This window comes from Reyranella sp. CPCC 100927, from assembly GCF_007859315.1.
Classification (GTDB): Bacteria; Pseudomonadota; Alphaproteobacteria; order Reyranellales; family Reyranellaceae; genus Vineibacter.
Genome location: NZ_VOHA01000001.1, coordinates 573,130 through 586,106 on the forward strand (window position 1 = coordinate 573,130; position 12,977 = coordinate 586,106).

A 12,977-nucleotide genomic window follows, 5' to 3' on the forward strand; every position below is an offset into this window, starting at 1 on the left:
AGTGGCCAAAGGGGGAAGCAACATGAGACGGATTCTGACAGCGCTGTTGACACTGACGGTGATGACCGTCGCCGGCACGGCGGCGAAAGCCGACCGTTTCGAGGATATCCTCAAGAAAGGCACGGTGCGTATCGCCGTGCCGCTGGATGTGCCGCCGTTCGGCTCGCAGAACCAGAACCGCGAGGCCGAGGGCTTCGACGTCGACCTCGCCAACATGGTGGCCAAGGCACTGGGCGTGAAGCTGGAGATGCAGCAGGTCACCGGCGCCAACCGCATCCCGTTCCTGCTGACCGACAAGGTCGACGTCGTGATCTCGGTGATGGGGCTGACGCCCGAGCGGGCCCGGCAGATCATGTTCACAGCGCCCTATGCCGATACCCAGCTGGCGGTGTTCGGTCCCAAGAGTGCCAATGTGACGTCGGCCGATGCGCTGGGCAGCCTCAAGGTCGCGGCAGCCAAGGGCACGACGCAGGACCTGGGGCTGTCGGCGATGAATCCCAAGGCCACGATCATGCGCACCGAGGACGATGCCACGGCGGCGGCGGCCTACATCTCCGGGCAGGCCGACCTGATCGCCACCAACAGCCTGATCGTGCCGGACCTGGCGAAGCGCAATCCCAACAAGGAGTTCGAGCTGAAGTTCACCATCCGCCGCAGCCCGGCCCACATGGGCGTGCGCATGGGCGAGCATAATCTGGTGCGCTGGCTCGACGGCTTCATCTTCTTCAACACCATGAACGGCGAGCTCGACAAGCTGCACCGCAAGTGGCTCGGCATCCCCATGGCCCCGCTGCCGTCGCTGTAATTTTTGAATTCCTCTCCCGCGAGCGGGAGAGGAAGGGGCCCATCGTGCGCAGCACGATGGGAAGGTGAGGGGCCAAGGACGAGGTGCCGAGTCCTGAAGCCCTCACCCGCCGAGCGCTACGCGCTCGTTGACCTCTCCCGCCTGCGGGAGAGGTGAAAACATAGGGAGACATCCATGACCGAAATCGAATGGTCGCGGCTGAAGGCCGCCGAGATCAAGGCGTTGGCCGGGCGCAATGCCGTCGTGATCGTGCCGATCGGTGCCACCGAGCAGCATGGCCCGCACCTGCCCAGCATGGTCGACTGGCGGCTGGTGCAGGAGGTCGCCCATCGTGCGGCACGTCTCATGGCGCCATCGACGCCGGTGATCGTGGCGCCGACGATTCCCTACGGCATGTCCGAGCATCACATGTCGCTCAACGGCACCATCACGCTCGACTACGCCACCATGTATGCCGTGATCCGCTGTGTGGTGGAGTCGGCGATCCGCCACGGCTTCAAGCGCATCTTCGTGCTGAACGGCCATGGCGGCAACACGACGGCGCTGCAGAACATGATCGGCGAGCTGACGGTGGCCCACAAGCTGCCACTGGCCACCGGCACCTACTGGGATATCGCCGCATCGTCGATCGCCAAGTTGCTCGACCGGCAGAAAGCGTTGCTGCATGCCTGTGAGGCCGAGACCTCGATGATCATGGCGCTGTCACCCGAACTGGTGAATCCCGACGAACTGGCGCAGATGCACGGGCCTTACATCCCCGGCCTGTCGGGGATCGCCGGCGTCAATCCCGGCGTCTACCGCTGGCGCCAGCTCTCCAGCCGCTCGCCCATCGGTGTGATCGGCGATGCCGCCACGGCCAGCGTCGAGAAGGGCGAGAAGCTGCTGCAGGCGATCGCCGGTGACGTGGCCGAGGCACTGGCCGACGAACGGCTGTGGAGCGCACCGATCTGAGATCAGGCCGCCGCGGGCACCCGGGCGCTCTTCTTGCAGCGGCACAGGCCGATCTGGTGCAGTTCGATCACGTTGCCGCCGGGATCTCGCAAGAAAAGCTGCTTCAGATTGGGCGACGCCACGTTGTCGAGCGTGAAGTAGTCGACGCCCAGCCGCTGGAGTTCGGCCTCGGCCGCAACGATATCCGCGACGGCCAATGCGATGTGGTTGGCGACCGGGTCCTTGCCAGGCTCCTTGGCGTATCGCGACGGCCCGTCGCAGCCCAACAGATGGATTTGCATGTCGTTGGGCACGTCGAGGAAATAGCCATGGACGCCGGGGATATGCCAGCGTCCGGTATCCTGAGCCAATGTCAGAACGTCACGGTAGAAGTCGCGCATCGGGTCGGCGACATCGTGGGCGATGCGCAAGCCGACGTGGTGAAGCTCCAGCACCTTGACCGCCATGACATGTCTCCTCGTGCCGTATCAGCATCGGCATATAGTTCGTATATAGTATAGTACGTATAACGAATTAAATGTCAATACCCACGTCGAGCCGGTGGCGCTCGGCGCGGCGCGTGGGTGCTGTGTTCAGCGATCCGCAGTTCGTATAATGCGGCAGGCGTACTTTCAGGATCCCGATGGCGATGGCTGCAAGCTCGAAGAAGCCGACCGCAACGACGGTCAACAACGACGACCGTTACGAGATACCGCGCACGGCGCCGGAAGCGCTGCGCCCCTATGTCGATCTGCTGACCCAGCTGGATACGGCGGGCATCGATCGGACGAAGGGCCGCCTGGGTCTTCTGCTGATGTGGCTCGCGGACGACGTCCTGAGCGCCGTCGACGAGGAACTCGCGCCGTTTGACATATCGGAAAGCAAGCTCGACGTCCTGCTGTTGCTCATGTTGGCGGAGACCGAGAAGCACGGCGAAAACCTGCTCAGCCCATCGGCGATTGCCGACTATTTCGGTGTCACGCGCACGACCGTTACCGGACTGCTGGATTTTCTCGAACGGCGGAAACTGATCCGACGGATGAATCATCCGGTCGACCGCCGTCGCATTCAGACGATCCTGACGCCGGCTGGCCGGTCATTGGTGACACGCGCTGCACCGACCTTCTGGCGCGCGTGCGCGTCGCTCACGGAGGGGCTGGACAGCCGCGACAAGGAGGACCTGGAGCGGGTTCTGGGCAAGATCTTTGCCAACATGAAGGCACGCTTCGACGCCAAGCACCGGGTCACGCCGAGCCCGCGACGTACCGATTGAACGCCATCAAGGTCGACGTCGGGCCTTGTCTGTCGCGCAGCTCGCTCGGCCGCGCTGTCAGCCCGGCTGCTTCGGTGCACCAGGCTGGCGCGGCAGGAACGCGGTCAGCAAGCCGAGCAACAGCAGGAACGGTGTCGCCTGGTAGACGGCATCGATGCCGGCGATGTCGGCAAGCTGGCCCAGCGCGGCGGCGCCGAGACCGCCCAGGCCGAACGAGAAGCCGAAGAACATGCCGGCCACCAGGCCGACACGACCGGGCATGAGGTCCTGGGCGTAGACCAGGATGGCCGAGAAGGCCGACGCCATGATCATCGCGACTGTCACCGCTAGCACGCCGGTCCAGAACAGATTGGCGTGCGGCAGCATGAGGGCGAAGGGCAGGGCACCCAGGATCGAGAACCACATGACGGGGATGCGGCCGACCTTGTCACCCACGAGACCGCCGACCACCGTGCCGGCAACGATGCCGACCAGGAAGGCGAACAGGTAGAGTTGCGCCGTCTGCACGTCGACGCTGAACTTCGCCATCAGATAGAGAGTGAAATAGGAGCCCAGGCTGGCGCTGTAGACGTTCTTGGAGAAGAGCAGCGCCACCAGGATCGTCACGGCGAGCGCGACACGGCGGCGCGACAGCGTCGCCACGCCGCCGGCGGCCGCTGCGGGCTTGCTGCGTACGACGGGCTTCTGCGGGGTGCGACGGGCCTTGTACCAGGCGCCGACCTGGAACAGGACCAGCATGGCCACCAGGGCGGCGGCCGAGAACCACACGATGCTCTGCTGGCCGTGCGGCACGACGATGAAGGCGGCCAGCAGCGGGCCTGCCGCCGAGCCGATGTTGCCGCCGACCTGGAAAAGCGATTGCGCCAGGCCGTAGCGGCCGCCGGCGGCCATGCGTGCCACGCGCGAGGCTTCGGGATGGAACACCGACGAGCCCATGCCGATCAGCGCCGATGCCAGCAGGATCATGGCATAGCTGTGGGCCTGGGACATCAGCAGCAGGCCGACCAGGGTGAAGCCCATGCCGAACATCAGGGAATAGGGCTGGGGTCGCTTGTCGGTATAGAGGCCGACCACGGGCTGTAGCATCGACGCCGTGCACTGGAACGCCAGTGTGATGAAGCCGATCTGCCCGAACGAAAGCCCGTGCGACTCCTTCAGGATCGGATAGAGCGCCGGCACCAGCGACTGCATCATGTCGTTGAGCAGGTGGCAGAAGCTCAGCGAGAGAATGATGGCGAAGGTCGTGCCGGTGGCCGACGCCGCTGCTGCCGGCGCCGCGGCTTGCGCGGCGTCCGCCGTCATCGTGTTGTTGCTCATCGCGATATGGTAGCAGCAGCGATCCGCAGCGCTACCGCTGCCGCGACAGATCAGCGTTGCATGTGTTCAGACTGCGGTCCCTTCTCCCTGCGCGGATCAGGGCTATCGCTATGGCCCTGGCGATATGGCCGGCAGGAGCAAGGCATTGCTGGCGTTGCCGTTCACGGCGTCCAGTCGCTCTCGAAACCACGGGCGGCCCAGACGTCATCCCAGTCCGGCGATCCGACCATGACAATACGGACGGTGCTGCCGTGTCCGATATCCTCCCAGGCGAGTCGGAAGGCGCCGTCCAGCGCGGGGGGCAGTTTGGTGCGGCACAGCACGAACAGATCGCGTTGGCGGGCATGCACGCGTGCGATGGCGCCGGCGATCTCGCGTGCCATTTTCGAGTTGCGCATGAGGCCCAGGGCGTAGCCCAGGGTCATGGCAACGCGGGCATCGTTCTCGCCGCCGTCGTCGCCCGAACAGGGTGGGTACGGATGATCGTCCACGGACTCCTCCAGCGTCACATACTCTCTTTAACCGATTGCGCGCGGTGCCGCACATCAGCGTGGGACCTGGCTGCGACGAAAAGTGAATCCCATTCACCTTGACAAGATAAGGTCGGACTGCGTTCATGGCGGTTGCGTAAGCTCGGTCACAAATCCGCGCAGCGTAAGGGGTGGAAATGGTGGTTGCGCGCCGGCGATTTGCCGTTTTGCCAGCATCGGTCGCCGGGGCATGCCGCCGCTGATGGGTGCCACGGCCGTGCCGTCGGTGGCCACCAGCGAACCGGCGTTGCGCTGTACGGACATCCAGCGTTCGTTCGGCGGCGTGAAGGCGCTGAAGGGCGTCAGCTTCGATCTGCAGCAGGGCGAGATCTTCGGCCTGGTCGGGCCCAACGGCAGCGGCAAGACCACGATGGTCAATGTCGCCACCGGGTTCTATCCACCCAACCAGGGCCGGGTGGCGCTGTTCGGCCGCGACATCACCGGCTGGGCGCCGCACCGCATCGCGCGCCACGGCGTTGCCCGCACCTTCCAGAACCTGGCCCTGTTCAAGGGCATGAGCGTGCTCGACAACATCCTGGTTGGCCGTCACATCCACATGCGGCCCAGTGCGCTTGCGACCCTGTTTTACTGGGTGGCGGCCGTGCGCGAGGAAGTGGCGCACCGGCGCGTGGTCGAAGAGATCATCGACTTCATGCAGCTGCAGGACATCCGCCACGAGCCGGTCGAGATCGTGCCGCTGGGCATGCAGAAGCGGGTCGAGCTGGCACGAGCCTTGGCTGCCGAACCGCGCTTGCTGATCCTCGACGAGCCGATGGCGGGCATGAACCAGGAAGAGAAGGAGTACATCGCGCGCTTCGTGCTCGATGCCCGGATCGAGCGCGATCTCTCGGTGCTGGTGATCGAGCACCACATGGACGTCGTGACCGCGATCTGCGATCGCGTGCTGGTGCTGAACGAGGGTGCGCCGCTGGCGCAGGGCAAACCGCGTGAGGCGATGGCCGATCCCAAGGTGGTCGCCGCCTATCTCGGCCAGGGTGCCATGACCAAGCCGGCGCAGGACCGCGCATGAATGCGGTCGCCGACACGCTGATTGCCGCGCTGGCCCGTAACGCGGCGGAGCACGGGCGCACAATTGCCGTGCGCGAGCGCGACCTCGGCATCTGGCAGGAATACAGCTGGACCACGTTCTTCGACGACGTGATGGCCGCCGCCGCTGGCCTGGAGGCGCTAGGGCTCAAGCCGCAGGCGGCCATGACGGTGATCGGCGACAATCGCTATAACCTCTATGTCGCGATGCTGGGCGCCATCGCGCTGGGCGCCTTTCCGTCACCGGTCTTTCCCGATGTGCCACCCCAGGAACTCACGCATTACACGCGGCACGGCACGCCCGACATCGCCATCGCCGAGGACCAGGAGCAGGTCGACAAGCTGATCGAGTTGCGCGGGCGTATCGGCCGGCCGGCGCACATCGTCTACGACGACCGGCGCGGGCTCGGCGAGTACGCGGCCGAGGGGCTGGTCTCTTTCGCCGATGTCTTGACGCGCGGCCGGGAGCGGCTGGCGGCGGAGTCCGGTCTGAAGACAGCGATCGCCGGCCGCACCACGGCCGAAGACATCGTGGTGCTGCTGCATTCGTCGGGCACCACCGGCGCACCCAAAGGCATCGCACCGCGCCACCGGCATGTGCTTGCCGCCGTGCGCAACGCGGCGGCGGGCGGCTATTTCCAGATCGGCGAGGAGCACTACGCTTATCTGCCCACCGCCTGGATCGGCGACTTCGTCTTCACGGTGTGTGCCGGCATCCTGCTGCGCTTCCACATCAATATCCCGGAGCGGCAGGAGACGGTGCTGACCGACCTGCGCCAGGTCGCGCCGACGTTCTATCTCGCCGCACCACGTGCCTGGGACAACATGCTGACGCACGTCCAGGTCGGCATGGCCGACTCGACGCCGTTCAAGCGTCGGCTGTTCGACTACTTCATGCCGCATGCCGTGGCGCGCGAACGTCGGCGCCTGGCGGGAGAGCCCGACATGCTGCGCGACCGCGTGTTGGGGTTGCTGGGCGAGGTGCTGGTATTCGCACCGATCAAGGATTCGCTGGGGCTCTCGCGCACGCGGCGCGCCTACACCGGCGGCGAGGCGCTGGGCGAGGACACGTTCCTGTTCTTCCGCGCGCTGGGCATCAACCTCAAGCAGTTCTACGGCCAGACCGAAACGTCGGCGTTCACCGCGGCGCAGGACGACGGCGCAGTACGATTGCACACGGTGGGGCGGCCGCTGCCTGGCGTTGACGTGAAGATCGACGACAGCGGCGAGATCCTGGTGCGCTCGCAAAGCATCGTGGACGGGTACTTTGATGATCCCGACGCCAGCGCCAAGGCCTTTGTCGACGGCTGGCTGCGTACGGGCGATGCCGGGTCGATCGAGGCCGACGGCCAGCTCGTGGTACTGGGCCGTGTCGGCGAGGTGGTGCGCACGGCGGCCGGCGAGCGCTACATCCCGAACTACATCGAGAACCGCCTGAAGTTCTCGCCGTATCTGCGCAACGTCGCCGTTGTCGGCGCCGGCCTGCCCATGCTGACGGCCATCGTCTGCATCGACTTTGATGCCGTCGCCTACTGGGCCGAGCAACGCGGCATCGCCAGCACCTCCTATGCCGACCTGTCGCAGAAACCGGAGGTGCTCGAGCTGGTGCGCGACGTCATCGCGCGCAGCAACGAGAACTTCACGCCAGGGCTGCGCATCCACCGATTCGTCAACCTGCACAAGGATTTCGACGCCGACGACGGCGAGATCACCCGCACCCGCAAGCTGCGACGCAATGTGATCGAGGAGCGCTACGCGCCGCTGATCGCCGGCCTCTACGACGGCAGTACCCAGGTGAGTTTCGACGCCCGCATCACCTACGAAAGCGGTGATACCGGCACCATGCGCCGCACGCTCTCGATCGTCGAGGTCAACGATTCCTCCCCACGCAGTGGGGAGGTGCCCCGAAGGGGCGGAGGGGAGCCACGGTGATCTTGGTTACAAAGACCACGTCGGATCCCCCTCCGGCCTTCGGCCACCTCCCCCACTGCGTGGGGGAGGGAATAAGGAGTACCGCCTAGATGGACTTCTTCCTGCTTGGCGAACTGGCCATCAATGGCGCACTGGTCGGGTTGATGTATGCCCTGGTCGCGGCCGGCATCACGCTGATCTACAAGACCTCGGGGTTGGCCAACCTGGCGCAGGGCGCCATCGCCATGATGGGCGCCTACCTGACCTGGGCGGTGGCCAGCGGCCTGGGGGCGCCGATGGCGGCGGCCATCGTTCTCGCTCTGGTCATGATGTTCGTCGTCGGGCTGCTGATCGAGCGGCTGGCGTTGCGCCGCATGGCGGGCCAGCCGGTGATCATGGCGATCATGCTGACCCTTGGCCTGGAGATCATGCTGCGCGGCCTGCTGCCGGGCGTCTTCGGCTCGGCGGTAAAGCGGCTCGATGTCGGCATCCCGCAGGCGCCGGTGTTCGCCGGCGAGTTCCTGATCAACCGCGCCACGCTCTATGGCGGCATCATCTCGGCCGTCGTCATCATCATCTCGATGCTGATCTTCAACTCGCGCTTCGGCGTCTTCATGCGCGCGGTCTCCGACGACCAGACGGCGTCGTGGTCGGTCGGCATCCGGGTCGAGCGCGCCATCGCCGTGGCCTGGGGGCTGGCGGCCGTGACGGCCACCGTCGCCGGCATCCTGTGGGGCTCCAACCAGGGCGTCGACTGGTCGCTGTCGCTGCTGCTGATCAAGGCGCTGGCCATCGCCATCCTGGGCGGCCTCGACTCGATCCCGGGCGTGCTGGTCGCCGGACTGATCGTCGGCGTGGCCGAGAGTCTCGCCACCGGCATCTTCGATCCCATCGTCGGCGGCGGCACGCGCGACGTCGTCGCCTCGGTCATCATCCTGCTGACCCTGCTGATCAAACCGCACGGCCTGTTCGGCCGCGAACATATCGAGCGCGTCTGATGTTCTACCGTCGCGCCGGCATCCGCCACACCACGTACCGCAGCGAACGCCAGCTGTGGCCGCTGCCCTTCGACCGGGTGTTGGTGGCCATCATCTTCGTCCTGCTGGTGGTGGCGCCGCTGGTCGTGGGCGACCTCTATCTCGCCGGCTACCTGCTGCCGTGGGTGATCTGGTCGACGGCGGCGCTGGGCCTGAACTTCCTGATGGGCGGTGCCGGCCAGATTCATCTCGGCTACGGCGCTGTGATGGCGATCGGCGCCTACACGTCGGTGCACCTGGTGCGCGCCGGCACGCCATTGGAAATCGCCATGATCGGGGGCGGGCTCGCCAGCGCCGCCATCGGCATCGTGTTCGGCGCCGCGGCGCTGCGCGTGAAAGGCCTTTATCTCGCCATGGCGACGCTGGCCATGCAGTACATCGTCGACTTCGTGATCTCGCACGTGCCGGCGATCAGCGGCGGCACGCAGGCGACGATCCAGGTGCCGCCGGTACGCTTTCTCGGTATGCCGGTGGTCGGCAACGCCGCCACCTACTACATGGCGCTGGCGGTGGGCACGATCGTGACCCTGTTCATGCTCAACATCAAGCGCACCAGCCTGGGCCGCGCGCTCGCTGCCGTACGCGAGAAGGACTATGCCGCCGAGGTGATCGGCGTCGGCACCCTGCGCTACAAGCTGCTGGCGTTCTGGATCTCCTCGTTCATCGGCGGCGTCGTGGGCGCCGTGCTGGCGGTGTGCTACCTGCGCTCCGTCTCGCCCGATCAGTTCCATATCGAGCTGTCGATCCAGCTGGTGGCCATGGTGATCGTCGGCGGCCTGGGCAGCATCCTGGGCTCGTTCTTCGGCGCGGCGCTGATCCTGTTTGCGCCCATCGTGTTCAACAACATTATCGGCGGCCTGTCCGATGCTTTCGCACTGCCCATCAGCACCGACCTGCGCGCCCACGTGCCGCTGGTGCTGTACGGCGCGCTGATCATCGGCTTTTTGCTGTGGGAGCCGCTGGGGCTGGCCAAGATCTACGCCAACGTCAGGGACTATTTCCTGGTCTGGCCCTTCCGCCATGCCCGGCGGTAAGGGCGTTCATCATATGGAGGGGCGGGCAATGACACTCAATCGACGCGATTTCGTAGCCGGCGCCGCCGCACTGGCAGCCGCAGCATCGTTGCCGCTGAGCCGGGCGCTGGCGCAGGACAAGGTCATCCGCTTCGGCATGCTGCAGGACTTCACGCGCGTCTATACGTTCGTGACGGCCGAATACAGCCAGGGCCAGCGCGATTATCTCACCCTGGTCAACGAGCGCGGCGGCATCAACGGCTACAAGCTGGTGGCCGAGGTCTCCGACCACGGCAACGACGTGCCGCGCGCCATCGAGACCTACGAGCGGCTGAAGCAACAGGGCGCCGTGCTGATCGATCCGCTGTCGACGCCGGTGGCGCGTGCCCTGGTGCCGCGCGCCATGCAGGACCAGATCAACATGCTGACGGCGCTGTCGGGCCGCAGCGACGCGGCCGACGGCAGCGTTTTCCCCTACGTGATGCCGCTGTCGCCCAACTACTGGACGCAGGCCGGCATCCTGGTCGACTTCTTCCGCCAGCAGGACAAGGACCTGAAGGGTAAGAAGATCGTCGTCGTCCATATCGACACGCCGTTTGGTCGCGAGCCGCTGCCGATCTTCCAGGCATTGGGTAAGAAGCTGGGCTACGAGCTGCAGACATTCCCCTACACGCCGCCGGGCAACGATCAGGCGGCGATCTGGCCGCAGGTGCGCCGGGCACGGCCCGACTGGGTGGTGTTCTGGGGCGCCGGCGTGGGCCAGACCGTGGCGCTGAGCGAGGCGATCCGCAACGGCATCCGCATGGACCGCGTCGCGTCCTCGGTGTGGCTGTCGGAATCCGATATGGAGGTCGTGGGCAAGAACGAGACCAAGGGCGTGCTGAAGTTCGAGGCCTGCGCCGGCGGCCGTGAACCGAAGCTGATCCAGGACATCCTCAAGGATGTCGTTGGCAAGGGCAAAGGCGCCGGGCCCGAGGCCAAGGTCGGCACCAGCTACTACAACATCGGCGTGATGATGGGCGCCATCATCGTCGAGGGCGTGCGCGTGGCGTTCCAGAAGAACGCCAATGGGCCGATCACCGGGCCGTGGCTGAACGAAGGCCTGCGCGCCATCACCAACTTCACCGCCGAGGGGCTGATGCCGGCGATGACCTCGAGCAAGGCCGACCACCAGGGCGGCGGCCGTGGCCGCGTCGTGCGCTGGGACGGCGCCAAGTTCGTGCCAACCACCGACTGGTTCTCGGCCAACCAGGACTTGGTGTGGGAGGAGATCCGCAAGTCGTCAGCCGAGTTCAAGGCCAGCGGCAAATAGCATGACCCTGCTGGCGCTCAACAACGTCGAGGTCGTCTACGACCGCGTCTTTCTCGCGGTGAAAGGCGTCTCGATCGATGTGCCGGAGGGCGGCCTCGTCGCCCTCCTGGGCGCCAATGGTGCGGGCAAGTCGACGACGCTGAAGGCGGTGAGCGGCCTGCTCAAGCCCGAGCGCGGCATGGTGAGCCGCGGCGACATCCAGTTCGGTGGCCAAAGCATCGGCGCCATCGAGCCGGCCGAGCGGGTGCGCCGCGGCATCGTGCATGTGCTGGAAGGGCGTCGGGTGTTCGAGCATCTGACGCCGACCGAAAACCTGCTGGCGGCGACCTCGATGCACCGCGATCGTGCCAAGGTCGCGCGCCTGATCGAGCGGACATTCGACTGGTTCCCGTCCCTGGCGGCGCGCAAGGCGTCGAAGGCAGGCTACCTGTCGGGCGGCGAACAGCAGATGCTGGCCATCGGCCGGGCGCTGATGACGGAACCCAAGCTGATCCTGCTCGACGAGCCCAGCCTGGGCCTCTCGCCGCGCCTGGTCGAGGAGATCTTCGGCATCATCAAGCGCATCAACCACGAGGCCGGGGTCGCCGTGCTGCTGGTCGAGCAGAACGCGATCGCAGCACTCTCGATCGCCAAGACGGCCTACCTGCTGGAGAATGGTCGCATCGTGATGAGCGGTCCGGCCGACGTCGTGGCCGACAACCCCGACGTCAAGAACGCCTATCTTGGTGGCGACCATGCCGTCGACTATCTCGCCGTGAAGCACTACCGCATGCGCAAGCGCTGGCTGTCGTAGCGTCGCCAATCCGCCACTCGACTGGGAAGATTCACCACAGAGGCACGGAGAGCACAGAGGAGCACAGAGATGAAAGCGGCGCGCTGTGTCGGCGCGCGGGACTCATCCTCTGTGTCCTCTGTGGTGAATCTTCTGTCAGTGCATGCGGTTCGGCTTTGGATGGTGATAGACTATCGGCCAGTGGATCCACCAGACGCGACAAGCAGGAGGCCGCATGTCGGTTGAAAGCAATGCCGGCGGATACGTCTATGGGCCGATGCGGGATTTCGCCAGCAGCGGGGTGAAGACGCTGCCGGGGTTTGGTATCGAGTACGCCGTGCTGAGCAAGCCGCTGCCGTTGGCGGACGGGTTTGCTGTGGCCCGGCGCACCATCGAAGGACTGGGGCGGCCCCTGGCGGCGTTCTGCGGCTTCGAATTGCGCATGCCCACCGTGCTCGACCGCGATGGATTCCTGGCGTTCAACAAGATCTATGCCAGTCACCTGGACTCCTGGGGACTGCTGCGCGACGGCCTGGCGATGACGATGCGCACCAACGTGGTGCCGACCACGGGCGCGCCGGCCGAGATCTCGCTGGCCGCCTTCTCCTACACCGTGCCGACATCAGATCCGTCGCCGTCCTTCGTGATGTCGGGCGCGCCCGAGATCCCCATGGGCGCCGCCGCCCCGGTGCGTCGGGGTGAAACCAGCGACGACGCCCTGCTCGAGAAGACCCAGTGCGTCGTCGATACGTTGTTGGCCCGCGCCCAACCCCTGGGCATCGGGTGGGACGATGCGACCCAGGTCCATCTCTATGCGCGCCATGCACTGGCGCTGATGGTCGACCGTCAGGTGCTGGCACCGCGCGGCATCCGGCCGCTCAACGGCATCATCTGCTACGACACGGCAGCGCCCATGGTCGACCTCGAATTGGAGATCGATATCCGGCGCTGCCTGCGCCAGTACGTTGCCGCTGCGTGATTCCTGGGAGCGCGGGCGTCACGCCCGCATCGCCGCGTAGCAGCGAGATAT

Annotated in this window: 13 protein-coding genes; 10 read left to right on the forward strand and 3 right to left on the reverse strand. The window is 65.9% G+C overall.

The features are described from left to right. Nucleotides 1–22 precede the first annotated feature (22 nt). Nucleotides 23–805 (forward strand): transporter substrate-binding domain-containing protein, encoded by a 783-nt coding sequence (locus tag FQU96_RS02530; RefSeq protein ID WP_178130266.1) that lies wholly within the window; start codon nucleotides 23–25, stop codon nucleotides 803–805. Nucleotides 806–979: 174 nt separating this feature from the next. Beyond that, a complete protein-coding gene (locus tag FQU96_RS02535; protein WP_146539258.1) occupies nucleotides 980–1,756 on the forward strand; it encodes a creatininase family protein in 777 nt (258 codons plus the stop codon). 2 nt (nucleotides 1,757–1,758) lie between these two features. Here the strand turns inward: FQU96_RS02535 and FQU96_RS02540 are convergent, their stop codons facing one another. Further along, nucleotides 1,759–2,202, reverse strand: a complete 444-nt coding sequence (locus FQU96_RS02540) for a VOC family protein (protein WP_146539259.1) — start codon at nucleotides 2,200–2,202, stop codon at nucleotides 1,759–1,761. A 182-nt stretch (nucleotides 2,203–2,384) separates the two neighbouring features. Here FQU96_RS02540 and FQU96_RS02545 point away from each other — a divergent pair, with 182 nt between their 5' ends. Beyond that, entirely contained in the window at nucleotides 2,385–3,008 is a 624-nt protein-coding gene (locus FQU96_RS02545) for a MarR family winged helix-turn-helix transcriptional regulator (RefSeq protein WP_178130267.1), read from the forward strand. Between the two features lie 57 nt (nucleotides 3,009–3,065). Here FQU96_RS02545 and FQU96_RS02550 read toward each other — a convergent pair whose 3' ends face one another. Both FQU96_RS02550 and FQU96_RS02555 read right to left on the reverse strand, forming a co-directional pair. Continuing rightward, complete coding sequence (locus tag FQU96_RS02550; protein ID WP_304623175.1) at nucleotides 3,066–4,325, reverse strand: MFS transporter; 1,260 nt, start codon at nucleotides 4,323–4,325, stop codon at nucleotides 3,066–3,068. 161 nt (nucleotides 4,326–4,486) lie between these two features. Next, complete coding sequence (locus FQU96_RS02555; RefSeq protein WP_146539262.1) at nucleotides 4,487–4,816, reverse strand: hypothetical protein; 330 nt, start codon at nucleotides 4,814–4,816, stop codon at nucleotides 4,487–4,489. Nucleotides 4,817–5,045: 229 nt separating this feature from the next. Here FQU96_RS02555 and FQU96_RS02560 point away from each other — a divergent pair, with 229 nt between their 5' ends. From FQU96_RS02560 to FQU96_RS02590, 7 genes are all read left to right on the forward strand, one after another. Then, entirely contained in the window at nucleotides 5,046–5,885 is an 840-nt protein-coding gene (locus tag FQU96_RS02560) for an ABC transporter ATP-binding protein (protein ID WP_255467802.1), read from the forward strand. Then, the gene (locus tag FQU96_RS02565; protein ID WP_146539263.1) at nucleotides 5,882–7,834 is read left to right on the forward strand and encodes a long-chain fatty acid--CoA ligase; all 1,953 of its coding nucleotides are present in this window, start codon (nucleotides 5,882–5,884) and stop codon (nucleotides 7,832–7,834) included. The genes FQU96_RS02560 and FQU96_RS02565 overlap by 4 nt, the downstream gene beginning before the upstream one ends. A gap of 89 nt (nucleotides 7,835–7,923) precedes the next feature. Then, complete coding sequence (locus tag FQU96_RS02570; protein ID WP_146539264.1) at nucleotides 7,924–8,811, forward strand: branched-chain amino acid ABC transporter permease; 888 nt, start codon at nucleotides 7,924–7,926, stop codon at nucleotides 8,809–8,811. Further along, nucleotides 8,811–9,884: a branched-chain amino acid ABC transporter permease gene (locus tag FQU96_RS02575; protein ID WP_146539265.1), complete on the forward strand. Its 1,074-nt coding sequence runs from the start codon at nucleotides 8,811–8,813 to the stop codon at nucleotides 9,882–9,884. The genes FQU96_RS02570 and FQU96_RS02575 overlap by 1 nt, the downstream gene beginning before the upstream one ends. Before the next feature lie 28 nt (nucleotides 9,885–9,912). Next, entirely contained in the window at nucleotides 9,913–11,175 is a 1,263-nt protein-coding gene (locus tag FQU96_RS02580) for an ABC transporter substrate-binding protein (protein WP_178130268.1), read from the forward strand. Between the two features lies 1 nt (nucleotide 11,176). Beyond that, nucleotides 11,177–11,968, forward strand: a complete 792-nt coding sequence (locus FQU96_RS02585; protein ID WP_146539267.1) for an ABC transporter ATP-binding protein — start codon at nucleotides 11,177–11,179, stop codon at nucleotides 11,966–11,968. Nucleotides 11,969–12,182: 214 nt separating this feature from the next. After that, nucleotides 12,183–12,926, forward strand: coding sequence for a hypothetical protein (locus FQU96_RS02590; RefSeq protein ID WP_146539268.1), 744 nt, complete (start codon nucleotides 12,183–12,185; stop codon nucleotides 12,924–12,926). Nucleotides 12,927–12,977 lie beyond the last annotated feature (51 nt).

What these genes read in the sequence shown, in the direction of transcription:
- FQU96_RS02530 (WP_178130266.1), top strand. Translation starts at nt 23, where the DNA reads ATGAGACGGATTCTGACAGCGCTGTTGACACTGACGGTGATGACCGTC.
- FQU96_RS02535 (WP_146539258.1), top strand. Translation starts at nt 980, where the DNA reads ATGACCGAAATCGAATGGTCGCGGCTGAAGGCCGCCGAGATCAAGGCG.
- FQU96_RS02540 (WP_146539259.1), bottom strand. Translation starts at nt 2,202, where the DNA reads ATGGCGGTCAAGGTGCTGGAGCTTCACCACGTCGGCTTGCGCATCGCC.
- FQU96_RS02545 (WP_178130267.1), top strand. Translation starts at nt 2,385, where the DNA reads ATGGCTGCAAGCTCGAAGAAGCCGACCGCAACGACGGTCAACAACGAC.
- FQU96_RS02550 (WP_304623175.1), bottom strand. Translation starts at nt 4,325, where the DNA reads ATGAGCAACAACACGATGACGGCGGACGCCGCGCAAGCCGCGGCGCCG.
- FQU96_RS02560 (WP_255467802.1), top strand. Translation starts at nt 5,046, where the DNA reads ATGCCGCCGCTGATGGGTGCCACGGCCGTGCCGTCGGTGGCCACCAGC.
- FQU96_RS02565 (WP_146539263.1), top strand. Translation starts at nt 5,882, where the DNA reads ATGAATGCGGTCGCCGACACGCTGATTGCCGCGCTGGCCCGTAACGCG.
- FQU96_RS02570 (WP_146539264.1), top strand. Translation starts at nt 7,924, where the DNA reads ATGGACTTCTTCCTGCTTGGCGAACTGGCCATCAATGGCGCACTGGTC.
- FQU96_RS02575 (WP_146539265.1), top strand. Translation starts at nt 8,811, where the DNA reads ATGTTCTACCGTCGCGCCGGCATCCGCCACACCACGTACCGCAGCGAA.
- FQU96_RS02580 (WP_178130268.1), top strand. Translation starts at nt 9,913, where the DNA reads ATGACACTCAATCGACGCGATTTCGTAGCCGGCGCCGCCGCACTGGCA.
- FQU96_RS02585 (WP_146539267.1), top strand. Translation starts at nt 11,177, where the DNA reads ATGACCCTGCTGGCGCTCAACAACGTCGAGGTCGTCTACGACCGCGTC.
- FQU96_RS02590 (WP_146539268.1), top strand. Translation starts at nt 12,183, where the DNA reads ATGTCGGTTGAAAGCAATGCCGGCGGATACGTCTATGGGCCGATGCGG.